25 protein-coding genes, 1 tRNA gene and 1 riboswitch are annotated in these 25,741 nt (G+C 30.3%); of the genes, 19 read left to right on the top strand and 7 right to left on the bottom strand.

The genetic code is table 11. The annotated features are described in order from the left end of the window. Nucleotides 1–97: 97 nt before the first annotated feature. From RWQ74_RS01195 to RWQ74_RS01185, 3 genes are all read left to right on the top strand, one after another. Nucleotides 98–853: a rhodanese-like domain-containing protein gene (locus tag RWQ74_RS01195; RefSeq protein ID WP_314396031.1), complete on the top strand. Its 756-nt coding sequence runs from the start codon at nt 98–100 to the stop codon at nt 851–853. A 359-nt stretch (nt 854–1,212) separates the two neighbouring features. Next, a complete protein-coding gene (locus RWQ74_RS01190; RefSeq protein ID WP_314160002.1) occupies nt 1,213–2,703 on the top strand; it encodes a TIGR04282 family arsenosugar biosynthesis glycosyltransferase in 1,491 nt (496 codons plus the stop codon). Between the two features lie 10 nt (nt 2,704–2,713). Beyond that, nucleotides 2,714–3,313 (top strand): TVP38/TMEM64 family protein, encoded by a 600-nt coding sequence (locus RWQ74_RS01185; protein ID WP_314160001.1) that lies wholly within the window; start codon nt 2,714–2,716, stop codon nt 3,311–3,313. 18 nt (nt 3,314–3,331) lie between these two features. Here RWQ74_RS01185 and RWQ74_RS01180 read toward each other — a convergent pair whose 3' ends face one another. Beyond that, nucleotides 3,332–4,015 (bottom strand): LiaF transmembrane domain-containing protein, encoded by a 684-nt coding sequence (locus RWQ74_RS01180; RefSeq protein ID WP_314160000.1) that lies wholly within the window; start codon nt 4,013–4,015, stop codon nt 3,332–3,334. 6 nt (nt 4,016–4,021) lie between these two features. Further along, a complete protein-coding gene (locus RWQ74_RS01175) occupies nt 4,022–4,474 on the bottom strand; it encodes a LytTR family DNA-binding domain-containing protein (RefSeq protein ID WP_314396028.1) in 453 nt (150 codons plus the stop codon). 239 nt (nt 4,475–4,713) lie between these two features. On the opposite strand from RWQ74_RS01175, the gene RWQ74_RS01170 reads away from it, so the two are divergent. Then, nucleotides 4,714–4,810: transfer RNA gene (locus tag RWQ74_RS01170), tRNA-Sec, on the top strand. Nucleotides 4,811–4,871: 61 nt separating this feature from the next. On the opposite strand, the gene RWQ74_RS01165 is transcribed toward RWQ74_RS01170, so the two are convergent. The 4 genes from RWQ74_RS01165 to tehB (RWQ74_RS01150) all read right to left on the bottom strand — a co-directional run bounded on the left by RWQ74_RS01165 (nt 4,872) and on the right by tehB (RWQ74_RS01150) (nt 8,535). After that, nucleotides 4,872–5,528, bottom strand: a complete 657-nt coding sequence (locus tag RWQ74_RS01165; RefSeq protein WP_314396026.1) for an energy-coupling factor transporter transmembrane component T — start codon at nt 5,526–5,528, stop codon at nt 4,872–4,874. Next, complete coding sequence (locus RWQ74_RS01160) at nt 5,509–6,882, bottom strand: ABC transporter ATP-binding protein (protein WP_314396024.1); 1,374 nt, start codon at nt 6,880–6,882, stop codon at nt 5,509–5,511. Before RWQ74_RS01160 ends, RWQ74_RS01165 begins: the two co-directional genes overlap by 20 nt. Next, nucleotides 6,882–7,439, bottom strand: coding sequence for an ECF transporter S component (locus RWQ74_RS01155; protein WP_314396023.1), 558 nt, complete (start codon nt 7,437–7,439; stop codon nt 6,882–6,884). Before RWQ74_RS01155 ends, RWQ74_RS01160 begins: the two co-directional genes overlap by 1 nt. 80 nt (nt 7,440–7,519) lie before the next feature. Beyond that, a riboswitch (TPP riboswitch) is annotated at nt 7,520–7,608 on the bottom strand. Nucleotides 7,609–7,671: 63 nt separating this feature from the next. Next, complete coding sequence (tehB, locus tag RWQ74_RS01150; protein WP_314396020.1) at nt 7,672–8,535, bottom strand: SAM-dependent methyltransferase TehB; 864 nt, start codon at nt 8,533–8,535, stop codon at nt 7,672–7,674. 319 nt (nt 8,536–8,854) lie between these two features. On the opposite strand from tehB (RWQ74_RS01150), the gene RWQ74_RS01145 reads away from it, so the two are divergent. The 3 genes from RWQ74_RS01145 (at nt 8,855) to RWQ74_RS01135 (ending at nt 11,781) form a co-directional block, all read left to right on the top strand. Next, the gene (locus RWQ74_RS01145; protein WP_314396019.1) at nt 8,855–9,316 is read left to right on the top strand and encodes a low molecular weight protein-tyrosine-phosphatase; all 462 of its coding nucleotides are present in this window, start codon (nt 8,855–8,857) and stop codon (nt 9,314–9,316) included. Nucleotides 9,317–9,404: 88 nt separating this feature from the next. Next, a complete protein-coding gene (locus RWQ74_RS01140) occupies nt 9,405–11,177 on the top strand; it encodes a hypothetical protein (RefSeq protein ID WP_314396017.1) in 1,773 nt (590 codons plus the stop codon). A 100-nt stretch (nt 11,178–11,277) separates the two neighbouring features. Further along, the gene (locus tag RWQ74_RS01135) at nt 11,278–11,781 is read left to right on the top strand and encodes a GNAT family N-acetyltransferase (RefSeq protein WP_314396015.1); all 504 of its coding nucleotides are present in this window, start codon (nt 11,278–11,280) and stop codon (nt 11,779–11,781) included. A 190-nt stretch (nt 11,782–11,971) separates the two neighbouring features. On the opposite strand, the gene tehB (RWQ74_RS01130) is transcribed toward RWQ74_RS01135, so the two are convergent. Next, entirely contained in the window at nt 11,972–12,808 is an 837-nt protein-coding gene (gene tehB, locus RWQ74_RS01130) for a tellurite resistance methyltransferase TehB (RefSeq protein WP_314396013.1), read from the bottom strand. Nucleotides 12,809–13,001: 193 nt separating this feature from the next. Here tehB (RWQ74_RS01130) and RWQ74_RS01125 point away from each other — a divergent pair, with 193 nt between their 5' ends. The 12 genes from RWQ74_RS01125 to RWQ74_RS01070 all read left to right on the top strand — a co-directional run bounded on the left by RWQ74_RS01125 (nt 13,002) and on the right by RWQ74_RS01070 (nt 25,738). Beyond that, nucleotides 13,002–13,724, top strand: a complete 723-nt coding sequence (locus RWQ74_RS01125) for a metallophosphoesterase (protein WP_314396011.1) — start codon at nt 13,002–13,004, stop codon at nt 13,722–13,724. Between the two features lie 437 nt (nt 13,725–14,161). After that, a complete protein-coding gene (locus RWQ74_RS01120; RefSeq protein WP_314396009.1) occupies nt 14,162–15,505 on the top strand; it encodes a CAP domain-containing protein in 1,344 nt (447 codons plus the stop codon). A gap of 413 nt (nt 15,506–15,918) precedes the next feature. Beyond that, on the top strand, nt 15,919–16,893 hold the full coding sequence (selD, locus tag RWQ74_RS01115; RefSeq protein ID WP_399540720.1) for a selenide, water dikinase SelD: 975 nt from the start codon (nt 15,919–15,921) through the stop codon (nt 16,891–16,893). 26 nt (nt 16,894–16,919) lie between these two features. Next, nucleotides 16,920–17,720: a sulfurtransferase-like selenium metabolism protein YedF gene (yedF, locus tag RWQ74_RS01110; RefSeq protein WP_314396005.1), complete on the top strand. Its 801-nt coding sequence runs from the start codon at nt 16,920–16,922 to the stop codon at nt 17,718–17,720. Nucleotides 17,721–17,731: 11 nt separating this feature from the next. Further along, nucleotides 17,732–18,004, top strand: coding sequence for a DUF3343 domain-containing protein (locus RWQ74_RS01105; protein ID WP_314396003.1), 273 nt, complete (start codon nt 17,732–17,734; stop codon nt 18,002–18,004). 96 nt (nt 18,005–18,100) lie between these two features. Continuing rightward, nucleotides 18,101–19,984, top strand: coding sequence for a selenocysteine-specific translation elongation factor (gene selB, locus RWQ74_RS01100; protein ID WP_314396002.1), 1,884 nt, complete (start codon nt 18,101–18,103; stop codon nt 19,982–19,984). 47 nt (nt 19,985–20,031) lie between these two features. Further along, nucleotides 20,032–21,183, top strand: a complete 1,152-nt coding sequence (locus tag RWQ74_RS01095; RefSeq protein WP_314395999.1) for an aminotransferase class V-fold PLP-dependent enzyme — start codon at nt 20,032–20,034, stop codon at nt 21,181–21,183. Between the two features lie 10 nt (nt 21,184–21,193). Further along, nucleotides 21,194–22,576 (top strand): L-seryl-tRNA(Sec) selenium transferase, encoded by a 1,383-nt coding sequence (gene selA / locus RWQ74_RS01090; RefSeq protein WP_314395997.1) that lies wholly within the window; start codon nt 21,194–21,196, stop codon nt 22,574–22,576. A 65-nt stretch (nt 22,577–22,641) separates the two neighbouring features. Continuing rightward, nucleotides 22,642–23,079, top strand: a complete 438-nt coding sequence (locus RWQ74_RS01085) for a GNAT family N-acetyltransferase (protein WP_314395995.1) — start codon at nt 22,642–22,644, stop codon at nt 23,077–23,079. 485 nt (nt 23,080–23,564) lie between these two features. Further along, nucleotides 23,565–24,404 (top strand): DNA adenine methylase, encoded by an 840-nt coding sequence (locus RWQ74_RS01080; protein WP_314395992.1) that lies wholly within the window; start codon nt 23,565–23,567, stop codon nt 24,402–24,404. 13 nt (nt 24,405–24,417) lie between these two features. Beyond that, nucleotides 24,418–25,194 (top strand): site-specific DNA-methyltransferase, encoded by a 777-nt coding sequence (locus tag RWQ74_RS01075; protein WP_314395990.1) that lies wholly within the window; start codon nt 24,418–24,420, stop codon nt 25,192–25,194. After that, a complete protein-coding gene (locus RWQ74_RS01070) occupies nt 25,175–25,738 on the top strand; it encodes a PD-(D/E)XK nuclease superfamily protein (protein ID WP_314395988.1) in 564 nt (187 codons plus the stop codon). The genes RWQ74_RS01075 and RWQ74_RS01070 overlap by 20 nt, the downstream gene beginning before the upstream one ends. Nucleotides 25,739–25,741 lie beyond the last annotated feature (3 nt).

Genomic DNA, 25,741 nt, shown 5'->3' with positions numbered 1-25,741 from the left:
TAAGTTATACTAATAAAGGACAGGGTTCTATGTAAATATATGAGAAATTTAGGGTCCCACCTTGTCTTTTATTAAATAAGGAGAGGAAGAAAAATAAATGAAATATAATAAATTTTTAGCTGTAAGTATGTCAGCAGTGTTATCATTAACTTTAGTAGGATGTTCAACTACTTCATCTGCAAAAGAATTAAAAGGTGAGGAGTTAAACAAAATTCAAAAAGATGATAAGGAAAAAGAAAACTATCTTGTTATAGATATTAGAGATGAAGCGGCTTATAAAGAAGGTCACCTTAAGCACGCCATTAATATTCCATTATCAAAAATAGATAAGAGTATTGAAGAAATTCGTACTTGGAGAGAGAAGAAAGTAGTAGTTTATAGTGATAAATCAGATAAGACAAAGGATGCTATAGATAAACTTACAAAACAAGGGTTTAAAGATGTATCTGGAGCTCAAAATGTAAAAGATTATAACTATGATCTTGTAAAATATTCATCATTAAGTAGCAGTAAATTCCAAGATGCATTATTAGACACAGCTGCAAACAATGTGCTCTTAGATGTAAGAGATAAAGCTGATTTTGAAAAAGGTCACGCAGCTGGAGCAAAAAATATCGATGTTAAAAAATTAGATGATTTAAAATCAATTTTACCGGAAAATAAAGCATTACCAATATATGTATATAGTTCTACAGGAAATAGTTCTTCAGTAGTTGCTCAAAAACTTATTGATTTAGGATACAAAAATGTATGTAATGCAATTGATGGAACTAAAGAACACAGTTATAAATTTGAAATTGCAGATTGCTGTAAAGATCCAAGTGACGCAGTAAAAGGTGCAGAGAAACATTAAGGACATGATGAGCACAAAGGACATGATCATTCTGCAGAAAAGAAAGATGATCATGCTGGACACAAACATTAATATATAAAGTAAAAGGGTGACTCAAAATAGTAATTTCAATTAGAAATTTTGTAGTTGAGTTTCCCTTTTTTGTATAGGTGATTACCCAAAAGTCCTAAAAATTAACAAAGTTCATATGAGAACTCATAGAGTAGGGATTTATTGATATCTAAATTTACTTTATAAAAGCTGTTTAGATATTTAATTAACTATCGTGGGAAGCTACTCGACAAAATCTTGTTTATTGGAAATCACGATTTTTGAGTCACTCCCTTAAATATTTTTTATATAAAAGGAAAATTTCAGAGATGAAAAACAGAATAATATTTTTTACAAGAGTGCCGAAGGTAGGTACAACAAAAACAAGGTTATATGACTTTGTATCTCCGGATACTGCTGTAGAAATTCAAAAGAAATTAATGAAAAAAAACTATAATGTTTTAAAAGAGTGTGGAGAAGAGATAGCAGTCTATCATGATGGTCAAAGTATTGATGATAGTGTGATGGTGGATATTCTAGAAAATAGAGAATTTTCTTATCAAGTAGGTGAAACACTTGGTGATAAAATGTATAACGCAATTGATGAGGAGTTACAGTCTAGTGACAAGGTGATTTTATTAGGCTCAGACATCTATAATCTTAAAGAAAATATGATTCATGCTGCATTTGAAAAATTAGATGAGTATGATGTTGTTATAAATCCAAGTGTTGATGGTGGTTATTTTTTAATAGGTATGAAAAAAGCTATTAAAGAAGTTTTTAATCTTCCAAGTTATGGAGATAATAGCGTTTTAGAGAATTTACTTACTGTTTGTGATGAGCAGAAGTTAAGTTATTATTTAGGAGAAGCTGGCTTAGACATCGATACTAAAGAAGACCTTTTATTAGCAGAGACAGGTTATAATAATATTAAGTTGTTAGGTGCTGGAGAATATAATATTAATTTTACCTTTGAGGAAGGAGATTTGAAAAAGGTTCTCAGAATAAATATGAAGAGCCAGATGAATCTTGAAAATCAAATAGAATATGAATACGAAACGCTGCAATTGTTGAAAGACAGTAGAGTTACACCAAAACCTTATGATTTAGTAACAGAGACGAATTTATTACCGTATAAATATTTAACAATGGAATTCTTAAAAGGAAGACCACTTAATTACAAAACAGATATGTATATTGCAGCTTATTTATTAAGTAAGGTTCATAATACACCATATGGAGACAATAAATTAATCAATGCAGCCAACCCATTCCAACTTATGTTTGATGAATGTAAACAGATGGCAGGTGAGTATTTAGCTTGGGATAAAGCTGATGAGAAAGTTAGTTCTTATATTAATAGATTCTTAGAAAAGTGTCTGACACTTATACCTGAAAAGTATAGTATTGCTAATCCATGTATTATAAATACTGAACTAAATTCAGGAAATTTCTTAATAGGTGAAGGAAAAGAAGACAGCTATGTTATTGATTGGGAGAAGGCATTAATAGGTGAATGTGAACAAGATTTAGCCCATTTTCTAGCACCGACAACGACATTTTGGAAAACTGATATTATTTTATCAGAAAATGAAATTAATGAGTTTTTAGAAGAATATGGTAATTATAGAAATTTTGATAGAAAGAGATTTGAGAGGTATTTAATATTTAATTGTCTAAGAGGAGTTACTTGGTGTAGTATGGCATTTAGACAGTATAGTGAAAATGATAAAATGCTGATGGATGATACTACATTTAAGAAAATCGCTTCATATACTGAATTAGAGTTTTTAGAGAAAGTATCAGCATACTTTAAATAGGAGGAGAGTAATGACTGAGTTTATTCAAAGTTTTGGTGTCTTAGCACCGATAATTTATGTATTAATGTTTATGTTCTTACCGGTATTTTTCTTTCCGGTTCCGATACTTGCTGTTGCTGGAGGAGTAGCATTTGGTTTTGTAGAAGGAAGTTTACTAACCTTCGTTGGAGCTTCATTGAATTGCTATATTATGTTTGTAATATCACGTCGTTTCGGTCGTGAATGGGTGAAAAACTACCTTAAGAAAAAAATGACACCTAAGCAACACGATAGAATTTTTAATGTTAGTGATGAAAAACTAATGATGAGTTTAGTAATACTGAGACTAATACCTTTAGTACCGTATAATATGATAAACTACGGATATGGTCTAACTAATATCAGTTTATCAAAATATATGATAGCGAGTGTACTTGGTATTATCCCTGGAACAGTAGTATTCTTAAACTTCGGAGCTACTAGTACAAATATCTTCAGTAAAGAATTTTTAATCGCATCATTATTAGTAATTTTATTAACTGTAGGTTCAATCTATTTATCTAAGTTAGTAGAAAAAAGAGAACAGCAAAAGAAAGAAGAAAATAATAAAGAAAACTCTCAAGAGCTTTAATGTCTTGAGAGTTATTTTTTATATATGAATTATTTCAACTTCTCCAAATGTTACCGAACCATTTAGGATAATTTTAACATCTTTACCGATGCTATGAGAGTTTTTTTGAACTTTTCCTAAGAAGTTATTTGTATTGTTTTCGATTGCCCATTCTTTTGGAACATACACTTTTAGATTTCCGAAAGAAATCGAAACATTAAGGTCAAAGTTTTTAATAGGATAAGTATCTAATTTCTCAAAGTAGATAGTAGTAGTTCCGAATGTTGTAGAAGCAGAGAATGAATCAGATTTAGTTATGTCTATATACTGAACATTTTCTCCGAATGTTACATCAGAAAAATCATCACCATTTTTTATCTTTTGATGTTTTTTTCCTTTGTAAAAACTTTTAAATTCTCTATATTTATATTTTCTAGGGACAAACATAGAAATACCTAAGCTAAGGAAAACAGCGATAAAGAATATTTTTCCACCTGATATATCAGCAAAGTGATAATTTTTATTGTACACATAGAATAATAATGCTAGAGGAAAGATAGTTCCAAATGAATCAAAATCTATTAAACCTCGAATAGCGAAAAATCCTAGTACAACAGTACATATAGCCAGAAAGATTGATCCGGTTGGGAAAATATTAAATCCATCAAGTAGAGTAGTTACTGCAAGGATTATAAAAAATAATCCAATAAAACTTCTTCTCATTTATTTTTACCTCATTTCTTTTAATTTATCTTTTAATATTTTGTAGTAATGTCTTGAAATATGGACTTGCTTCTTTGAATTAGAAAAAGAAGCGGTACTTGAACCAGAAAAAGATTTTTCTAGTGAATAAATTGCTTTTGTATTTATTATTGAACTCTTAGAAATTCGACAATAGTAAAAAGGAATAAGTTGCTCTAATTCGTATAATTTGAATTTAACCTCGAAAAATTCATCTGTAGTGTGAGCATAGACTTTATTATCGTCAGTTTCAAAAAATAAAATAGATTCTAGAGGAATGAAATATTCAGAATCACCTTTATAGAAAACTATTTTTTGTGAATTAACTATAGCTTTTTCAACTAATTCTTTAATTAAGATGACATCACTATTTAAGTCTGGGGTCTTAATAACTAGTTCAATTTCTTTAAGATTTGAATCTAGTTCGATATTAATTTTCATATTGTCTCCTTTCTAAATGTTTATAGTTATATTATATATTATTTCAGTTTAAAAATTAATAGCTTTTAGGTAAGTGGTAAAAAATAGGAAGCAAGTGGTTAATAATTTAATTGTTTCTTATTGTTTCTTTTGGAAAGTTAGATAAAAGCTAAATTATCACATGAAAGAAAAGTGCTTTGGATACGTTAACATATAGTCTTGATTTTTCATTATATTTATTGTATAATATAAACATACATGGGAGTGGATGAGTTCTGGTGTGCTCTCTAGTCTTCAAAACTAGTATGAGGGGTTAAGAGCCTCTTGGGTGGGTTCGATTCCCACACATTCCCGCCAGTTTTTTTTATTTTTTGAATATAGTAATGCCATCATGGATTTTATCCATGATGGCATCATTTTATTTATTTATGATTAATAAAGAAATTGATATAAATAGGAAGAGTACTAAAATAATTATACTTTTATTTTTATCAACAGAGTATTTATTATACTGTGTTCGAGCTTTGAAGTCTTCATAGGCATGAACTGTCATCGCCTCAGAAATTTGAGGTTGCCAAGTTAACGCGATGAATATAGCTTTAGCATAGTAATATGGTGACCAAAATGGTAAGAAAACCCCTCGAAGACGACTAGATTTTGTAATCATTTGTGTTTCATATTGTATTCTTGGTAAAGCTTGAATAACTACTAAGAGTCCGTATACTATATTTGAAGATAACCCATGTTGTTCAAAGTATTTTAGTAGTTCTACAAGTGAAATATATGTTGCGGTGATTAATCCTAAAGCTGCAAAACTATATGTCCTAGAAAAAATTAATAGAGCAAATTTATAATTAGAACTATGAACAATAATAGCCCAAGCAGAACCCAATGCTGGTAATAGTGGTACTAGTATGAAATACAGTAGCTTTTTCCAGTATCTTGATAGACAAAAATAGAGAATTGTTACACCAATAATCATAAAATTTAAAACTAATAATTTACTAAACGAAATCCAAATAGTTAATAATAATACTATTAATGCTAGAGTAGGACTAATTATTTTCTTCTGCATAATAATAATTCTCCTTTACATAATGTAGCGTATTCTCTGAAATTTCAATATGATAATCACTCTTATTATTTAGTGGTTCCAGTCTATGACTTACAATAATAAATGATTGTCCAGAAAGTCTTTTATTTTCTTCAATCCAATCCATTATAAATGAGCATGCTCTTTCATCAAGATGGGTAAAAGGTTCATCTAATAGTAGCAACTCGGTTTTCTGGCTCAGTAAACACATAAGTTGAATAAGTTTTCGTTGGCCACCGCTATAATAATAGAGGCTTTTATCGAGTTCTTTTTCTAAATCAAATTCTTTTAAAAGTCTCTCTTGCCATAATGGAGCGTGCTCCCAAATATCTTTTTGCATTGAAATCTCTTCACGAGGCATTAAGCTAATAAACTGTTGAAAGGCATCTTGTAAACAAGTACTTATTTTTTTATACAACCTTCTTGATTTCTTTACTTTTGTCTCATTAAAGAATATATTTCCATCGTATTTTTTTAATTGTGAAATAGCGTGTAATAATGTTGTTTTTCCTGTTCCATTATCTCCCGTTAAAGTCGTAATTCCTTTAAATATATGAAAATCGTCAACATTTAATAATTCTTTTTTTCCTTGTTGTATAGAAATGTTTTCTAGTCTTAAGATTTGTTCAGATTGAGTATTGTTACATAACTTCACATTAGAATTTTTAGAAGTTGGATTTGTTACTAACTTTAAATTCCCATCAGAAAGATAAGTAAAGGTATCTGCATAGTTCAAGTATAGATGATGCTCATGATCGCACACGATTATAGTCACACCATGGTTATTTAAATCTTTCAGAAGAGTTAGTAGTGAATTACGAGTCTTCTTATCGACATTTGCAAAAGGTTCATCTAAAATTAAAACTTCGCTTCCCATTGCTAATGCTACTGCAAAAGCAGCTCGTTGACGTTCTCCTCCAGACAATGTATGGATATGTTTTGTAGAAATTTCACGAGTATTTGTAATAGATAAAGCATAATCCAGTTTTTCGTTAATAACCTGTGGTTCTAGACATAGGTTTTCTAATGCAAATATTATTTCTTCTTCTAAGGTAGGCATAATAAATTGATTAATCGCATGTTGCATGACATAGCCAATATTTTTAAGGTGTTCTTGCATAGGAATATCAACAATGTTTTTCCCTTTGTAAGTAATTACTCCTTCATAATGTTCTTTATTTAATTTACAAATAGTACGAAGCAGGGTAGACTTACCACTACCAATATTTCCAGTTAAAACTAACCAACTATGTTCTTTTATTTTTAAACTAACATTATCAAATAAGACTTTATCTTTAATTTTCAAAGAAAAGTTATCGATTTCTATGATATTCATTATTTACTACCGCTGTTTTGTACTTTATTTACTATATTCAAGATTAGTTTAACACAGATAACTCCAAAGAAGAATACAGAGATAAAACGTACTATTAGAATCGCTAGAATCATACCTACGGAAAATGCTTCGTATCCAGCTTGGAAATATTTATAAGCGAAGCTAAATAGCGTAATACCCACTGCAGAAAGGAATAGTGAAAATGTGTCGTAGCGTTTGTATCTTGTAGCTAAGAAACCAACCTCAGAACCTACTCCTTGTACTAATCCTGAAACTAGCACAGCAGCACCAAAGTATGAACCATATAGCATTTCAGCTAATGCTCCTAGAACTTCTCCAAGTGTAGCACTACCTGGTTTTTGAATAAGTACTGCAGCAACTGGACCAGCCATTACCCATAATCCAAATAAAATTGAGTTAGCAAAAGGTGCGTACCCCACTGCTCCAAGAGCAGCTTTTAACGGAACGTAAACCAAGCTTGTTGCAAGGAATATCCCTCCGAATAAGAAACCTATTAAGGCTATAATAATTATGTCCTTTGTAGACCATTTTTTCATAAGAAAAACCTCCTGTTATTTGTATTCATTAAAACAACAAGAGGTATTTTTAAATTATATATATACTTTAAAATAGACTTGATTAAAAATAAACATTTTCCTACGGTTGTACTAACAACATCAGGTTCTATGGGTATATTCTCAGCAAAAAGCACCCCAAATGTTTTAATGATTTGTTAAAATTATAACATGTGTTGATAACGGTGTCAAAAAAGTAGCTTACAGAAAAAATTTATTTAATTTTTTTAGCTAGCATAGTAGCAAAACGTAGTTTAAACCTATTACCATTAGCATCAGTCTTATGAAGTTGTCCAAAATCCTCATTATATTTAATAAATTCCCAGTCTTTGTAATATTCTTTAAGTTCATTTTCTTTGAAAGTGAAAGGGAAAGGTAGAGGACAAGGAGCATCATCAGTAGACATTGCTGCAACTATTAGATTATAGCCACCTATATTAGTTTGGTCTTGCATATTTTTAATAACATTAGGTATAGATTGTTCTTCGATAAACATTAAAACTACTGTTGAAAAGATGAAATCATAAGTATTTCTAAGAGCTGCTGTATTTATATCATAGCTTCCTATTTTAATATCTAAATTTTCAATTTTTGATGTTTCCATTAAAAATTCTAAAGCGGGAATATTATTATCTACTGCAGTGACTTCAAAACCAAGTTTAGAAAGGAATAAAGCATTACGCCCCTGACCAGATCCTAAGTCCAATGTTTTACAAGGTTTAATAATCTCCATGGCTTCTACTACTTCAGAGTGAGCAGGATTAATATCGTATTTGTTTTTGAAATAGTTTTTTGGTTCGCAGTAAAACTCCAAGAAACATTCTAAATCATCAGATAACGGTGCAACACGGTGCCATGCTTGTGGTTCCGCGAATGGAATATTACTCTCAGGTGTAAATATATGCTCCTTCACAACTTCATTATCTTCAGTTAATTCTGTAAATTGGAGTTTTCCTTTAAGAATAGTTAATTTTGCCCAGACGTCTTTTCTAGTATTGTGTTTTTGCCTAAATGGTTTAGGAAGTGTTTCGGCTGTCCAAAGTGGTAATCGTTTATAGCATACTAAGTTTTTTGTCATATTAATCTCCTTACTAACGGTTAAGTTTAACTTCATTATATCATGTAAAATATAAAAATAAAACAATGGGAGTGACTCAAAAATCGTGATTTCGTAGAAACAAGATTTTGTCGAGTCACCCCTGCACAGTTTATTAGATATCTAAAAAGCTTTTCTAAAGCGATTTTAGATATCTAATAAACCACTGCGTCTATGAGTTCTTATATACACGTTGTTAAAATTTAGGTCTTTTGGGTCACCCCCTTGTCTTTATTGTGTTGAATTAATCTCTTTGTGTTATAATAAGATGGATAATAAATATAAGTGAGGTATTGGAAAAATGGTAAAAGTGTTATTCGTTTGTTTAGGAAATATCTGTCGTTCACCTATGGCAGAAGCAATATTTAGAGATATGGTAGAAAAAGAAGGTTTAAGTGAAAAAATCCTAATTGATTCAGCTGCAACAAGTAGTTGGGAACACGGTAATCCAGTTCACAGTGGAACTAGAAAAGAACTTGCTAAAGTTGGTATCGGGGTAGAAGGAATGTATTCTCGTATTCTAAACGATAATGATTTAGATGCAGATTATATCGTAGGAATGGATGACAGCAATATAGAAAATATTAAAAAATTTATTGCAGGTAGAAAAACAGGAGAGGTTAAGAAATTATTAGAGTATGCTGGAGAAGATAGAATTATCGATGATCCGTGGTATACAGGAGATTTCAAAACAACATTCAATGATGTAACTAAAGGATGTACGGCTTTATTAGATAAAATTAAAAAAGAAGATCTAGTGTAAAATTATAAAGCTATTCCAAAAAGATACTTATAGTTTTATGAGGAGTAAAATGTAAATTGAAAATTTTAATAGAAAGGGGTAAAAGAGGATGAATATAAGCGATTTTGAAAAAACTGTATCGCAAGTAATACTAGATAGAGGATATCTGTATTATAGAGATGATAAGATAGAGTGTTGTAGTCGGAATGCTGATGAATTTATTTTTGACGTAAGTGGAACAGAAAATTATCAAGTAATAGTACAGGTAGATGAGGATAATAATATAAAAAATTCTCGTTGTAATTGTCCGTATGATATCACTTTCACCTGTAAGCATGAAGTTGCAGCATATTATAAGATAAGAGAGACAGTAGAGTGTTTAGCTGAAAAAATTTATCGTGATATAGTTTTTGAACAAGAGACTAAAAGCTTGGTGGAAAACTACAAAGAAAATTTAGAAAATATTGAGAAAAACAAAGAGGAACATGTCAGAAAGATAAGGGAGCTGTTAGAAACTTATTCTAAAGAGAAGTTGTTGGATATTTTATTAGAAATTGTTGAGGAGAACGGCGCAGTTAGGGAAAGATTTTTAAAAGAAATAGAGCGTAAAGAGGCGCTACAATTAGATGAAAGAGAAGTATTAACAAACTATAATGAAAAAATAGATAAGTTATTTTTAGAATATGAAGAACTAGAAGAACAGGGGATAGAAGATTATGAAAATGGATATAGTTATGGTCGTAATTATTGGGAAGAGTATGATGATGACTATGTAGATACAGATGAATTAAAAGATAGAATTTCAGAAACTTTAAATGATGTAGATGGATTATTAAATAATTTTGAATGTCTAAAAATATCAATAAAACTTCTAGAAGGGATAGATAAGTTAAATAAACTGACTGAAACTACTTCTTATCATGAGGTTTGGGAAATAGTTATAGATTATTTTAAAGAAAAGTTAGCTAGTGTAGAGAATTTATCTATTACCTCTAGACAAGAGATATTTAATAGGATTAATAAATTAAATGTAAAAGTTAGTAATAGATATGAAATAGCAGTAGATATAGAAATGTTGGTTCAGTTTTGTGGTTTACCTGGAGCTAAGCAAGTACTTTTATCAAAATTAAATTTCATAAGTGAATTGTATTATGATGAGAGTATAAATAATAGAACAGCAGAGTTAATCTATAAGATTTATAAAAAAACTAATGATGAAAAAGGATTGGTGCAATCTTTAAAAACACTTTTAAGGTATGAGAGCATTAGAGATATTTATATTAGTAAACTTGAAAGAAATAATAATATCGAGAATATTTTAGAAGCAACAAAACCATGGTCAGAAAATGGTAAATATAGGAAAAAATGGTTAGAATATAGGCTTCAAATTTTCAAAAAATTAGATAATAATGCAGACCAAAAGAAAACACTAGAAAGATTAGTATTATTGGGTGAATTTTCTTATTATGATGAATTAAAGAACATTCATAAAGATGATTTTGATAAATATTATCAAAAATTACTAAAAAAATCTAAGAAGAAAAAAGAAATATGGTGTGGGATAATTGTTAGAGAGTGTGATGCAGGAGAGATGCTAAGTTATCTACGAGAATATCCTAATGAAATTTCGGAATATGCTAGTATTATTAAAAATGTGTATTTGGAAGAAGCTAAAAATATGTATATGGATTATATATTTGAGATGTCAGAACCAGTAGCAGACAGGAGTCATTATAGGAATATTTGTAAATATATTGTTAAATATAAAAATCTTTTTGGCTTAGAAGATGGTATTGCTTTGGTAGATTATCTTGATGATAAATATAAGAGAAGGCATTCTTTTAGACATAAATTAAGAGAAATTTTAGATGGGTATAAATAAAGAAGAATAAATGAATTTTAAAAAATAATAATAGGAATAGTGGTATTAGCTACTAAAGCAATTATTGAGTTTGTAAAGGGAAATATTTAAGGAGAAAATCATGATAAATGTAAGAACGGTTGAACTAGAAGATGCTGAGAAGTTGGTAAATATTTATAGACCATATGTAGAGCATACAGCAATTACCTTTGATTGTACAGTACCGAGTGTACATGAATTTGAAGAGAAAATTTCGAAATCTATTCAAAGCTATCCGTTTTTAGTAGCAACAGAAGGGCAGGACATACTAGGATATGCGTATGCTAGTGAGTTTTACCCAAAAGATGCATACAAATGGACGGCTGAGATTACAATCTATCTAGATGAAAAAGCACGTGGTAAAGGTGTTGGAGAGAAGTTGTATTCTGAACTTGAAAAACAACTTTATGATAGAGGTATATGTAGATTGACATCATGCATTGCCTATCCAGACGAAGGAAGTATTTCTTTTCATGAAAAAAGAGGATTTAGAAAAGTAGCTCACTTTGAAAAAGTAGGTTATAAATTTAATCGTTGGTATGATGTAGTTTGGTATCAAAAAGATATTAGAGAAAATATTGAATAGAAGAAAGCGGGAGTGACTCAAAAATCATGATTTCGAAGAAATAAGATTTTGTCAAGTTACCCCCGCACAGTTTATTAGATATCTAAAAAGCTTTTATAAAGTGAATTTAGATATCAATAAACCACTGCGTCTATGAGTTTATAAACCTTGTTAAAATTTAGGTCTTCTGGGTTAGTCCTGTTTAGGTTTATTATGATACTTTTTGAGCAAGTACCATAGCATATGGATAAGGAGAGGCTGTAATATTCTCAGAGTAACTGATGATTTTCCAATCTTTATAATACTCCTTAAGTTCCCCTTCAATAAAAGTGAAAGGAAGTGGCATTAGAGGACGACCGTGTTTTGTTGCATTTAATGCGCTTACGATAAGGTTGTAGCCGTTAAGGTGTGTTTGTTGTTTAATGTTAGTTATAATACTCTGTATTCTTGTTGGATTCAGATACATAAAGACATCAGTAGAGAAAATAAAGTCATAACTTCCCTTAATATTGGCTTTTGCAATATCATGATTAATTACATTTATATCTAGTTGTTCTTTAATAGAAATATCCGTTAATTCATGTAAAAACTCAGCATTGTAATCTATTGCTGTAACATTAAAGTTTAATGATGAAAGATATAGCGAATTTCTCCCTTTTCCAGCGCCAAGATCTAATGTTTTACAGGGTTCTATAAATTTCGTTGCTTTAACAACCTCTAGATGAGGGGAATTAAAATTATATTTATTATAGAAATAGTCTTCACGCGAACAATAAAAGTCTAATTTTAATTGTAAATCTGTAGAGTTAGGTGTGATTTTGAAAACACTAAGAGGTTTAATAAGTTCAACCTCACTTTTTGGATTGAGTGAATATTGTCTAATAATTTCATTTTCTAAATTAAGAAAAGCAAATTTCATTTTACCTTTTATGATTGTTAATTTTGTCCAAACACCATCATCCGCGAAAAATCCCTCTTTATAAATTTTTGGTAAAGAGAGGGCAGTAAGCTTAGATGTGCTTTTAAAACAAAGTAAGTTATTTTCCATATGCTACTCCTTTCTGGATAATTTACTAACATTATATCATGTGAAAAGTTTAATTAAAAACGATAACCGAAAAAAATAATAAATAATATTAGAATATTAGAAAAAGAGATTAGTATAGTTGGAAGATTGCTATTTACAATGCTGTAATTTTGCATTATTATAGAAACAAGAGATAAATAAAGTAGGTGTTTTTATGAGAACAATTGTAATTTCTGATATACATGGAAGTTTTTATACAATGAAAAAATTATTGGATGAGGTAGATTTTGACAGGTATTCTGACAAACTAATTTGTTTAGGAGACATGTGTGATAGAGGAAAAAATACTAAGTTAGTTTGGGAATTTTTTTATAATTTACAAAAAGAAAATTCTAATCATGTTGTACTATTAGGAAATCATGAAGATATGTTTAATTTAGCAATAAAAGAAGCGATATATGGAGGTGATTTGTCAGTAAGGCAGGATCATTATTTTAGGAATAGTGGCTTAACGACATTACAATCATTTTACCCGGAAGCAACCGAAAAAACTAGAGGCATATATTTTAGAAAATTTGCACAAGAGTATAAGTTTTTAAGAAAATGGATAAAAAATCTCCCTACAAGATATGAGAGTCCAGAATATTATTTTATTCATGCCGGAGTAGATTTCAATAAAAATTTCTGGAATCAAAAACATAGAGATATGATTTGGATAAGAGAACCATTTTTGAGTAGCACAGCTAAATATCATAAAAAAGTATTCCATGGACATAGTCCGATAAAACAGGAACCATTTTTTGAAGAGAAAAATAATAGAATTAATATAGATGGTGGTTGTGTGTATGGAGGAAAGTTAAACATAGTAGTAATAGATGAAAATAGTTTATCGGTAAAACAAAGCCCAATATTAGAGGAAGACATTTATAAAGAATAAAAGATGAGCGGGTATAGGTTGAGACTATATCTGTTCATCTTTTTAGTTTAAGTCAAAAAAAACCGAGCACATTTGTCTCGGTCTCTTATAGAAAAGGAAAGTTTATGAAGTTTATAACTATTTACTAGTTATGTGATAATTATACTGGTCGAACCTTAAATATACTTTAAATTTAGTTTTAAAATATATTTAAGAACTAAAACTAGAGAAAGTTGATTTAATAACAATATTAAGTGTTTAAAATGTTTTTAGTTTTAAGTAAGAATTTTAAGTAAACAATAAAAATAAAGTAATTGAGGAATTTTTAATATTTCTAAATTGTTACAAAATGTATTTTGTATTACAAAATGGAAAATCTATTGATTATGAATAAGAAGATGAATTATAATATAAGAGAAATAATTGTTAAAGAGTATTAATAAGGAGAAAGATATCAAATGAAGAAACAAGGATTGAAAGTGACTAGTAAAGTGTTAACAGGTCTTGTGTTGTTGTCAGGGGTAACAGCTCTTCCAACTAAGGCTGTTGATGTTCAACCTGCAGCAGTAGATGTGAATGTAAAGAATGTTAAAGCAAATGTATTTGAAAAAGATGGACACTTTTACGCTAAGTTAGTGGCAGATAAAGAGGTAGCTAATGTAGTAGTTCGTATTACAACTGAAAATAAAGCTGAATTTTTAATTAAAAGAGATATCATTAAAGCAGGTGAAGAGGTTGTAGTAGAATTAGATTTAAATACACAAGTTCCTACTAGAAAATTACCTCACACAGCAACTGTTAAGGCAGAGTCATTTACTACAGTAAATAAGGTAAGTGGGCACACGTTCAAAATTACTGTTCGTTATGAAATTGCAACAGATGAGGTGAAAGCTCAACAAAAAACAAATAATGAATCAAAAAATAGAATCAGAGAAGAAAAAACAGAAACACCTACTGATGTACCAAGCATAGCCGATTTAACTAAGAAAACAGCTCCTACAGTAGGAACACCAGCGCCAGCTGCTCCTGTAGAGAAAACAACAAAACCGGCTGAGACACCAAAAACTACTGAACCATCAACAGTGAAACCAAATACACCTGAAGGTACAAAACCATCGGCTACCCCGACGAATTTAGTGGCTAATACACCTGTGGCAACGGTACCAGTAACTCCGGTAAACACGGTGATGACAAATACACCAAAAACAGAAGCACCTAAGGACGTAGCAAAAGTTGATCCTAAAAAAGTAGAAATACCAGCTCCACCTGTAGCAGGAACTAGAGAAGAACAAATAAAACAAGCATTTTTAGCAAAAGTTGCACAATTAAGAAGTATTAATGGATTACCAGCTTTGATACCGAATGCAGCATTAAACACTTCTTCACAAAGAAGAAGTGCGGATGTTCCAACTCGTGCAATAGATGGTAACATCCATGGACCAAATGGAACTATACGATATGAAACAGATGCAGCAAGAGCAGCGGGATATAATGGTTCAATTCTAGCAAATGTCGCTATATCAGGAGATTATGGAACACCGGAACAAGTGGCACAACATTTATTTGATATTTTATTTAAAGAAATCGGGAATGTAGTCCCAACTTATCCATATGGACACAGAAATACATTATTAGATGCAACTGCTAAAGATGTAGGAGTAGGAGTAACTATAAAAAATGGTCAAGTGTATTTAGTACAACATCAAAGTTCAAATGGAGTGTTCAACGGAACTTCACCAAAAGCAGGGAAATATTTAGACGGTACTACTACAGTTTATTTAAATGGAAATCCAGTAAAATAAATAGAATAAAACAGCTAATTAAGTAATCTTGGTTAGCTGTTTTTTCCGTAAGTTTACTATTTGTCTAGCCTAATGTAAGGTTGTGTAGAGTGTTATTATTATAGTGTAATAGATAGAATGTATATAGCCTTAGATTAATAAGAAAAATTTAATGCCTGATCGTGGTGGTGTAAATGCTAATCACTATGATCACGTACACGTAAGTTTTGTAAAATAAAATATAAAAAATTATAGACAACTAACAGATGAAATTGATTCTAAGTTAGTTGTCTATTTTTACATTAAAAAACTAAATAATGCTTTTAAAAAATGTTCTGAAGTAGTATAATTATAGGTAGGTAATAGTATAATTGGAGGTAAATATGACAGAGAAAAAAATGAACATGATAGTATGCGGAGGGTGAAACTCGAAAATAGGGCCGGGGGCCTTATCAGATATATTAAGAGACCTTCCTAAAAAAGAAGATAAAAATTTAATAGTAGGATATGAATCTTCAGATGATGCAGCCGTTTATAAAATATCTGAAGATAAGGCGATTATTCAAACTTTAGATTTCTTTACGACAATGATTAATGATCCATATTTATATGGTCAAATTGCAGCTACTAATGCGCTTAGTGATGTGTATGCAATGGGTGGAGAAGTTATTTCAGCGTTAAACATCGTTGCTTTTCCTGAAAATATGGACTTAGAAATATTACATCAAATATTAAAAGGTGGAGCCGAGAAAGTTCATGAAGCAGGGGGAGTGCTTGCTGGAGGGCACTCTATTCATGATGCTACACCAAAATATGGTTTATCAGTAACAGGAATTGTTCATCCTGATAAAATATTACAAAATAACAATTGTAAAGTAGGGGATTTACTAATAGTAACAAAACCTTTAGGAGTAAGTATTATTAATACAGCTCATATGGTTAAAGAGTGTTCAGAAGAAGCATTTGCTCAAAGCGTTAAACAAATGACAACACTTAATAAATACTCTGCTCAAATGATGAAAGATTTCAACGTAAATAGTTGTACAGATATCACAGGATTTGGTTTCCTAGGACATCTTGTAGAGATGTTAGATGGTAAACATTCTGCAGAAGTATATACAAAAGACATTCCGTATATTGAAGAAGCATATAAATGTGCCAATGAATTTGTTATTACAGCAGGAGGACAATTAAACAGAACGTTTGTTGAGCCAAATGTAGAATATCAGCTTAAAGACTTTGCATTAGAAGAAATTATGTATGATCCACAAACTTCGGGTGGGTTATTAATAAGCTTACCAGAGAGTGAAGCACATGAATTATTAGAAAAACTTAATACTCTTGAAATTAAGAGTGCTATCGTAGGAAAAGTTATAGAAAAACAAGAAAAAGCAGTTATCGTTAAATAGAACTGTTATAAAAGGAGAATATAAGTATGAAAAAAGAAATTCTAGACGCACAAGGTTTAGCTTGTCCAATGCCAGTTATTCAAACAAAAAAATTATTAGTGGATAATGATGTAGTCGAAACAATTGTAGATAACGTTATTGCTACACAAAATTTAGAAAAAATGGCAACTCAATTAGGATATAACTTTGCGGTAAAAGAGGAAGCAAAAGATAAATACATCGTTACAATCTCTAAAGGAGAGGTTACTGAAGGTGTAGTTGTTGATACATTATGTGATACATGTGTTGTACCTGTAACTCAAGCTATACGTGTATTAGAAAAAGAAACAAAAGTCACGTTATTAGTAAAAACTGAAGACAGTGTTGAAAGTCTTAGAAAATTTGCTGATAAAAATAATTATGAATTTAAAGTTTCTGATATTGAAGGTGGCTTTAAAGTAGAAATTACTAAAGAAGAAGCACCACAATTAGAAGCTGTACCAGTTGTTAAGGATGACAGCTATATCGTTGTAATTAATAAAAATCAAATGGGACATGGTAGTGAAGAACTAGGTAAAAGATTAATAAAAGCTTATCTATATGCTTTAGGGGAACAAGAAGTACTACCTAAAAAAATCATTTTCTACAATGGTGGAGGAGTTTTAGTAGACAAAACTCGTAGTCATGTAATTGAGGAATTAAAAACACTAGAAGATGCTGGTGTAGAAATAGTTTGTTGTGGAGCATGTATTGACTATCATAAGATTGACTTAGCAGTTGGTAATCCAACAAACATGTACTTTATCGTAGAAGATATGAGAAAAGCGAACAAAGTAATTCAACCATAGGAGGAAATAGCGTGGAAGAAGGTTTAATTGTTTTTAATAGTACGCATGATTCAATAAAGGCTGATAATATTTGTTTAGAAAGAAAACTTGCAGCATCCTTAATCCCTACGCATCCATCAATAAGTGTAGGATGCGGTTTTATGCTAAAAACAGCATGGGACAATTTTGATAACATTGTAAGAATGTTACAAGAAGAAAATATTGAATATCGTGGTCTATACTATTCTAAAAAAATTGGAATCAAAAGAGCAATAAAAGAATTAGAAGATTATAAAATTAAATAAAATTTTGAATAGAGATTAACATAGAGAAAGTTTAAAATGTTTAATTTAATTTTCTTAAATAATCTCTATTCTTAATATAGTGTAAAGGTGAAATATATGAATAACAATGTAATTATTGGTACGGCAGGGCACATCGATCACGGTAAGACTACGTTGATCAAGGCTCTGAGCGGAATCGAGACAGATACTACTCAAGAAGAAAAAGACAGGGGGATGTCTATTAACCTTGGGTTTGCATATTTTGATCTACCGAGTGGAAAAAGATGTGGAGTTGTTGATGTTCCCGGCCATGAGAGATTTATTAAAAATATGCTTGCAGGAGTTAGTGGTATAAACTTAGTTTTACTACTAGTTGATTCTAGAGAAGGAATCATGCCACAAACTAAAGAACATATTGATATTTTAACGTTATTAGGGATAGAAAATTATATTATCGTAATGACGAAAATAGATTTAGTTGAAGAAGAATATAGAGAATTAGTAAAAGAAGATATCCAAGAATTTATCTCAGGCACAGTTCTTGAAAATTCTCCAATAATTGAAGTTGATTCAATTAGTAAAAAAGGACTTGATACATTATTAGCTACAATAGATAAGAAAACAGAAGATATCGTAGCTAAAAATGTTGAGAAAAATGCTAGAATTAACATCGACCGTTCATTCCAAGTAAAAGGATTTGGAACAGTTGTAACAGGGACTCTTACAGAAGGTGTTATAAATGTAGGGGATGAATTAGTAATTTATCCAAAAGAAGTAAAAGCAAAAGTTAGGAATATTCAAGTTCACTCAAAAGATGTAGAAACTGCCTATGCAGGTCAAAGAACAGCTATAAACTTAGCGAATATTAAGTTTGATGATGTAAAACGTGGTGATACATTAGCCACTGCAGGTTCATTAACAAAAACATACATGCTTGATACTGAAATAAAACTAATAAATGATGAGAGAGCAAATCTTGAATTATGGGATAGAGTACGTGTTTATATCGGTACTGAGGAAGTAATGGCACGTGTTGTACCGCTTGGAACAGACATATTAAAAGCTGGAGAAAGTAGTTTTGCACAACTTAGACTTGAAGAAGAAATTGCTGTTAAAAACTATGACAAATTCATTATCCGTACATACTCACCTATGATTACAATAGGTGGAGGGGTAATATTAGATGCTAATCCTAAAAAACACAGTAGATTTAACGAAGAAATCTTAGAAAAACTGAAAGTTCAGCTTGAAGGTAATACAACTGATTTAATTGATAATTATTTATTATCGCATACTGACTACTTAAATTCTAAAGAGAATATTTTAAAAGAACTTCAACTTCCTAAAGAAGAGGTAGAGGAGTCATTAACACAATTAGTAGAAAACGCTACAATCTATGAAACAAAGTTAGGTTATATTCATAAGAAAAAATATGATGAAGTGTTAGAAAAACTGAAGAAATTATTAAGTGACTATCACAATAGATATAAATTAAAAGTGGGTATTCCTAAGATTGAAGTACTTTCTAAGTTTAAAATTTCCCAAAAAGAAATGTTGGAGTTGTTAGACTTATTCATACTAAATAACGAAATTCGCTTAGAAGGTAATTTAGTTGCGGAAAAAGATTTCGTAGTTAATTATGATAAGAAACAACTGGCAGAAAAAGAAAGAATAGAAAAAGCATTATTAGATGGTGGATTCACACCTCCAAGTGTTAAAGAACTAACAAACGGTGAAAAACCAAAAGTTGAGTTGTTAGAATCTCTTATAGATAATACGGTAGTAAGATTAGATGCTGATTTAGTTTTACATGAAAAAGTATTTAAAGATGCTGTCCAAAAAGTAGAAGATCATTTTAAAACTAATGATCAAATAGGACTAGCAGAGTTTAGAGATATGACAGGTTCTAGTAGAAAGTACTCTATGGCCATTTTAGAGTATATGGATAAAATTGGCATAACTAGACGCTTAGAAAATTATAGAGTTTTAGTTAAGAAATAAATATTGAAGGGAGCTAGGTTGTTTATGACTTAGACAGGGTAAGTAATATGAGTTATTATTTTGATTACGGTGCAACATCACTAAAAAAACCAAAAGAAGTAGCTGATAAAGTCTATGAGGTATTGTCATCGGCAAAGTATGCTAATGCTTCAAGAGGTAGTTATTATGAAGCAAATAATGCATTCCGTGAAGTTTTTGAAGCGAGAAGTGACGTTGCAAAATTTTTCGGTATGAAGGAAGAAGATAGGGTTGTCTTTACTAGTAATTCTACAGAAAGTTTAAATATTGCGATTTTAGGGTTATTAGAAAAAGAAGATCATGTTATTACGACTTCTATGGAGCATAATTCAGTTTTAAGACCGATATATTTAGCACATGAAACAATAGGGTGTGAATATACTATTGTTAAAGCTGGTAAAACAGGATTAATCAATTATGATGAACTAGAAAAAGCTATTAAACCTAATACGAAGATGATTGCTATCACACATAGTTCAAACGTAACAGGAAGCATAGTAGATTTAGAAAAAGTTGCGGATATTTGTAAAAGACATAATATTATTTCAGTTGTAGATGCTTCGCAAACAGCAGGAGTAGTACCTATTAATATGGATGAGTTGGGAATAGATGTATTATGTTTTACAGGTCATAAAAGTTTATATGGCCCACAAGGAATCGGTGGTCTATGTGTGAGGCTTAAAGAACCAGAGATTAAGAGATTTAAAGTTGGTGGAAGTGGTGTTAGAACATTCGATGAGAAGCACCCTGGGGAATATCCACTACGTTTAGAAGCGGGTACTTTGAATACTTCTGGAATCTTAGGTTTACATGAGGGAATAAAATATATAAATAAGCATGGAATTAAAAATCTTTATAAAAAACAAATCGACTTTGCGAATAGATTCTATAATGAATTAAAAGACTTAGAGTGCTTAGAGTTTTATGGAGATTTCACAAAAGATCGTACTGCGGTAGTAGCATTAAACTTCAAAGGAATATCAGCTTCAGATGTTGCAGATGTTCTTGCTGAGGAATACGATATTGCGGTTAGACCTGGAGCACATTGTGCGCCTTTAATGCATGAAGTATTGGGAACAAAAGAACAAGGGATAGTAAGGTTCTCATTCTCAAGTATGAATACAGATGAGGAAGTAGACTACGCTATTAACGCTATAAAAACATTAGCAAAAGAAATTTAGGAGAATTATTATGTCAAAACAATTATTATCACAAATTCCTGCAATAAATAAGATCTTATTATTAGATGAAGTGAAATCATTAATTCAAGAGTATAGTGAAGTGGCTGTAAAATCAGCAATAAAAAACTATATTGATGGAATTAAACAAGAAATATTAAACGAAGAACTACATGAAGTTCCAAGTTTAGAGAAAATCGTAGAAGTAGTTACACAAATAGTGAAAAGTGAAGATAAGAATTCTTTACGACGAGTTATTAATGCAACTGGAACAATTTTACATACAAATTTAGGACGTAGTTTACTAAGTCAGAAGATTAAAGAAAACATTGAAAGTGTAGCTTTTAACTATTCTAATCTTGAGTTTGATATTGATAATAAAAAACGCGGTAGTCGTTATGTTCATCTTATTGATATTATCAAAAAATTAACAGGTGCAGAAGATGTACTTGTAGTTAACAACAACGCAGCGGCGGTATTATTAACATTAAATACTCTAGTTAAAGATAAAGAAATAGTAGTTTCACGCGGGGAACTGGTAGAAATCGGTGGAGCATTTAGAATTCCTGAGATTATTAAATTAAGTGGTGGTACTCCTGTCGAAGTAGGGACTACTAATAAAACACACTTAAAAGACTACGAGAACGCAATTACTGACAACACAGGAGCATTACTAAAAGTTCATACTAGTAACTATAAGATTGTAGGATTCACTAAAGAAGTATCAAATGAAGAAATATCTTATCTTGCTCGTGAAAATGAACTAGTTTCTATAAATGATTTAGGAAGCGGTCAGTTTGTTGATTTCTCTAGATTTGGCTTACCTTATGAACCAACTGTAAAAGAGGTTCTGGATAGTGGTATTGATATAGTAACATTTAGTGGAGATAAACTTCTTGGAGGACCACAGGCAGGTATTATCGTTGGTAAAAAAGAATATATCGAACAAATGAAGAAGAACCAACTTACTCGTGCATTACGTGTAGATAAGATGACTTTAGCAGCTCTGGAAGCTACATTGAAATTATATCTAGATGAAAAAGAAGCATTGGAACACATTCCTACATTACATATGATTTCAATATCTAAAGAGCGTCTATTCGGTAAAGCTGATGTATTTAAAACAAGACTTAGTGACTTAGACTTCAAGATTACAATAGCTGAAGATAAAGCAGAAGTCGGTGGAGGAAGCTATCCAGCAAGTTACTTAGATAGTGTTGTAGTTAAATTAGAGCACCCAAGGCTAAGTGCGACAGATATTGAACGTCACTTATTAGAAGTAGAAATTCCAATTATTACACGTATTAAAGATAACGAGCTTATCTTTGATATGAGAACTCTTCGTACTAGAGAGTTCGACTTAGTTAAACAAGCATTAATAGAAGTTGCGAAGTAGATTAGAATTTAAGTTGCAGTAAGTTGCACATTAAATAATACTTGATAAAATCAGAAGGTGAGTATATGTTTAGAGAAATAAATATAGAAGATGCACAAGAAGTTACAGAAATTTGTAAAGCAGCATTAGGTTACGATGTAGGTGTTGAAAACGTGAAAAGACAAATAGAGAAACTAACTAATGATAAGAAACAGCATATTATTATCGGTTATGAAGATGAAAACACAAGAAAGATTATAGGATTTGTTCATGCTCAAATGTATGAAAGTTTTTATAGTGATCTTGGTTTAAATATTCTAGGACTTGCTGTTAATCCTGATTTTCAAGGTAAGGGAATAGGTAAGAAACTTATGAGTAAGTTAGAAAACTATGCCGTAGACAATAATATTAGCTTTATTAGGTTAAATTCTGCCATGAAACGTGAAGATGCGCATAATTTCTATGAACATATTGGTTATACCTGTGATAAAGTTCAAAAAAGATTTATAAAGAAGTTTAAGTAGGGGGATTTTAAGTATCTACTTAGATACTTTGTAAAGTACTAATAATTTTAAATAAAGATTTATGTAATTAAACATAAAGTGTTTAATTATGTAAATCTTTTTCACTTGTATTTTTGATTTATATAGTAGGGGGGATAATATTTTTATAAGAGAAATTAAATAAAAATCTAAAGAAAACACACGAGAATCGCACGAGATTATAAAAAATTGCACGAGAATTTTTTAAAGTATTTAGGTAGAAAAAGCTGATATTAAGCTGTTTGCTGTATAAGGGAACAAAATAAAATCTTATGAAAAACACACTAGAATCGCTCGAGATTATAAAAAATCGCTCGAGAATTTTATTAGAGATTAAGCTTTATAAAAATTATAAATGTTTTAATTATAAAATATTCACTCTTTTGTAATATTAGGTTATAATAGTAAAATATTAGAATTTAACTTGTGGATTTATATAAGATAGGAAGATGTGATATAATTAAATTATGAATGATAAATTAGAGAAATTACAACCATTTACAAAATGGACAGGGGGGAAACGAAAGTTACTTCCTAAACTAAAAGAATTATTACCAGTAGATTACAATAATTATTATGAACCTTTTATAGGAGGGGGAGCTCTATTTTTTGAGTTAGCTCCTAAAAATGCGACTATTAACGATTTTAATGAAGAGTTAATTAATTGTTATATTCAAATAAAAAATAATCCTAAGGAATTAATTGAGGTTCTAAGGAAGCATAAAGAAAGAAATAGTAAAGAGTATTATTTAGAGGTAAGAGGATTTGATAGATTAGATACTTTTAGTAATTTATCAGATATAGAGCGAGCAGCTCGAATAATGTATATGTTGAGAGTTAATTTTAATGGATTATACAGAGTCAATTCAAAAAATCAATTTAATGTTCCATATGGGAATTATTCTAATCCTAAGATTGTAGATGAAGAATTAATCAACAGTATTAGTGATTATTTAAATTCAAATGAAATAAAAATTATAAGTGGAGATTTTGAAGATAGTTTAAATACAGTAAAAGAAGGAGATTTTGTCTATTTTGATCCACCGTATATTCCTTTAAATGAAACTAGTTCATTTACATCGTATACTCATGAAGGATTTTCTTATGAGGATCAAGTACGCTTACGAGATACAGTTAGAAAATTAACAGAAAAAGGTGTAAAGGCTATGGTGTCAAACTCTTCAAGTGAGCTAACAATTGAACTATACAATGAATTTAACATACATTATGTCGATGTAACTAGAACCAATGGAGGGAAATCTAGTAGTAGAGGAGTAGTAAAGGAAGTCATAATTACAAATTATTAAGGGAGGGATAATTATGGATATTTATTATAAAAAAGATAATTGTACACTTGCTTTAGGTGATACATTTGAAGTTATTGAAAAAATTAAAAGTGAAAGTATAGATATGATTTTTGCTGATCCACCATATTTTTTAAGTAACGATGGATTTTCCAATTCCGGAGGGAAAGTAGTTTCTGTTAATAAAGGTGATTGGGATAAAATCTCATCTTTTGAAGAAAAGCATAACTTTAATCGAGAATGGATAAGAAAAGCTAAAAGAGTTTTAAAACCAAATGGAACAATTTGGATTTCGGGGACGTTACACAATATTTACTCAGTGGGTATGGCTCTAGAGCAAGAAGGATTTAAAATATTAAATAATATAACATGGCAAAAAACTAATCCAGCACCAAACTTATCTTGTAGATACTTTACGCATTCTACGGAGACTATATTATGGGCAAGAAAAGCTGATAAATACGCTAGGCATTACTATAATTATGATTTGATGAAGGAAATTAATAATGGAAAGCAAATGAAAGATGTTTGGACAGGTCCTTTGACAAAAATCAGTGAAAAATGGGCGGGGAAACATCCTACTCAAAAACCTGAGTACTTACTAGAAAGAATTATTTTAGCTAGTACAGAAAAGGGAGATTACATCTTAGATCCTTTTGTGGGAAGTGGAACAACAGGAGTTGTAGCAAAGAGATTAGGACGTAAATTTGTAGGGATAGATTTTAAAGAAGAGTATCTAGATATTGCAAAAAGAAGATTGGAGGTAGTAAATAATGAAAAGAAAACCAAATAAAAGTGGAGGTGGAGCTAATACTACTCTAAATGGTCTTAAATTCGAGAGAAATATCGAATTTTCAGAATTAGTAGACACACTTCCAAATTATGAATTAAAAGAGATTGATTTTAAGGATAAAAAGACTACTAAAGGATTTGAAGTCTATAGAATTGGAGAAAAAGAACCAATGGGCAAAATTATGCCAAAGAATAGATTTTATGATTTTTTAGAAGATTTAAATATTGAAAATACAAATTCAAAACAATGGGAACCTGACGAAGTATTTATTAATTTCGAAAATAATACGGTTTATATAATAGAGAAAAAGTGGCAAGAAACGAGTGGGAGCGTAGATGAGAAGTTATTAGGCTTTGGTAATAAAAGACGACTATATCAAAGATTATTAGATAAATCAGATAAACCATTCTCTGTAAGTTTTGTATTTGTTGGAAATGATTTTTTTAAAGGAGATTCGTATAGAGACTATTTTGAGATGTTAAGAGGAGATGGGATAAAAATTATGATAGAAAAATATGATATGAACTTTTTTGGATTATATTAATTG

Source organism: uncultured Gemella sp., assembly GCF_963525165.1.
Taxonomy (GTDB): Bacteria; Bacillota; Bacilli; order Staphylococcales; family Gemellaceae; genus Gemella.
The sequence above is the reverse complement of the archived record's forward strand: the minus strand, read 5'-3'. Positions and strand labels throughout refer to the sequence as shown.

Excerpts from the sequence above, each read along its gene's own strand:
- RWQ74_RS01160 (WP_314396024.1), bottom strand. The coding sequence starts at position 6,882 with ATGAATATCATAGAAATCGATAACTTTTCTTTGAAAATTAAAGATAAA.
- RWQ74_RS01125 (WP_314396011.1), top strand. The coding sequence starts at position 13,002 with ATGAGAACAATTGTAATTTCTGATATACATGGAAGTTTTTATACAATG.
- RWQ74_RS01145 (WP_314396019.1), top strand. The coding sequence starts at position 8,855 with ATGGTAAAAGTGTTATTCGTTTGTTTAGGAAATATCTGTCGTTCACCT.
- yedF (WP_314396005.1), top strand. The coding sequence starts at position 16,920 with ATGAAAAAAGAAATTCTAGACGCACAAGGTTTAGCTTGTCCAATGCCA.
- RWQ74_RS01195 (WP_314396031.1), top strand. The coding sequence starts at position 98 with ATGAAATATAATAAATTTTTAGCTGTAAGTATGTCAGCAGTGTTATCA.
- RWQ74_RS01080 (WP_314395992.1), top strand. The coding sequence starts at position 23,565 with ATGAATGATAAATTAGAGAAATTACAACCATTTACAAAATGGACAGGG.
- RWQ74_RS01075 (WP_314395990.1), top strand. The coding sequence starts at position 24,418 with ATGGATATTTATTATAAAAAAGATAATTGTACACTTGCTTTAGGTGAT.
- RWQ74_RS01085 (WP_314395995.1), top strand. The coding sequence starts at position 22,642 with ATGTTTAGAGAAATAAATATAGAAGATGCACAAGAAGTTACAGAAATT.
- RWQ74_RS01185 (WP_314160001.1), top strand. The coding sequence starts at position 2,714 with ATGACTGAGTTTATTCAAAGTTTTGGTGTCTTAGCACCGATAATTTAT.
- RWQ74_RS01070 (WP_314395988.1), top strand. The coding sequence starts at position 25,175 with ATGAAAAGAAAACCAAATAAAAGTGGAGGTGGAGCTAATACTACTCTA.
- RWQ74_RS01180 (WP_314160000.1), bottom strand. The coding sequence starts at position 4,015 with ATGAGAAGAAGTTTTATTGGATTATTTTTTATAATCCTTGCAGTAACT.
- RWQ74_RS01190 (WP_314160002.1), top strand. The coding sequence starts at position 1,213 with ATGAAAAACAGAATAATATTTTTTACAAGAGTGCCGAAGGTAGGTACA.
- RWQ74_RS01120 (WP_314396009.1), top strand. The coding sequence starts at position 14,162 with ATGAAGAAACAAGGATTGAAAGTGACTAGTAAAGTGTTAACAGGTCTT.
- tehB (WP_314396013.1), bottom strand. The coding sequence starts at position 12,808 with ATGGAAAATAACTTACTTTGTTTTAAAAGCACATCTAAGCTTACTGCC.
- RWQ74_RS01155 (WP_314396023.1), bottom strand. The coding sequence starts at position 7,439 with ATGAAAAAATGGTCTACAAAGGACATAATTATTATAGCCTTAATAGGT.
- RWQ74_RS01135 (WP_314396015.1), top strand. The coding sequence starts at position 11,278 with ATGATAAATGTAAGAACGGTTGAACTAGAAGATGCTGAGAAGTTGGTA.
- tehB (WP_314396020.1), bottom strand. The coding sequence starts at position 8,535 with ATGACAAAAAACTTAGTATGCTATAAACGATTACCACTTTGGACAGCC.
- RWQ74_RS01095 (WP_314395999.1), top strand. The coding sequence starts at position 20,032 with ATGAGTTATTATTTTGATTACGGTGCAACATCACTAAAAAAACCAAAA.
- selA (WP_314395997.1), top strand. The coding sequence starts at position 21,194 with ATGTCAAAACAATTATTATCACAAATTCCTGCAATAAATAAGATCTTA.
- RWQ74_RS01165 (WP_314396026.1), bottom strand. The coding sequence starts at position 5,528 with ATGCAGAAGAAAATAATTAGTCCTACTCTAGCATTAATAGTATTATTA.
- selB (WP_314396002.1), top strand. The coding sequence starts at position 18,101 with ATGAATAACAATGTAATTATTGGTACGGCAGGGCACATCGATCACGGT.
- RWQ74_RS01140 (WP_314396017.1), top strand. The coding sequence starts at position 9,405 with ATGAATATAAGCGATTTTGAAAAAACTGTATCGCAAGTAATACTAGAT.
- RWQ74_RS01175 (WP_314396028.1), bottom strand. The coding sequence starts at position 4,474 with ATGAAAATTAATATCGAACTAGATTCAAATCTTAAAGAAATTGAACTA.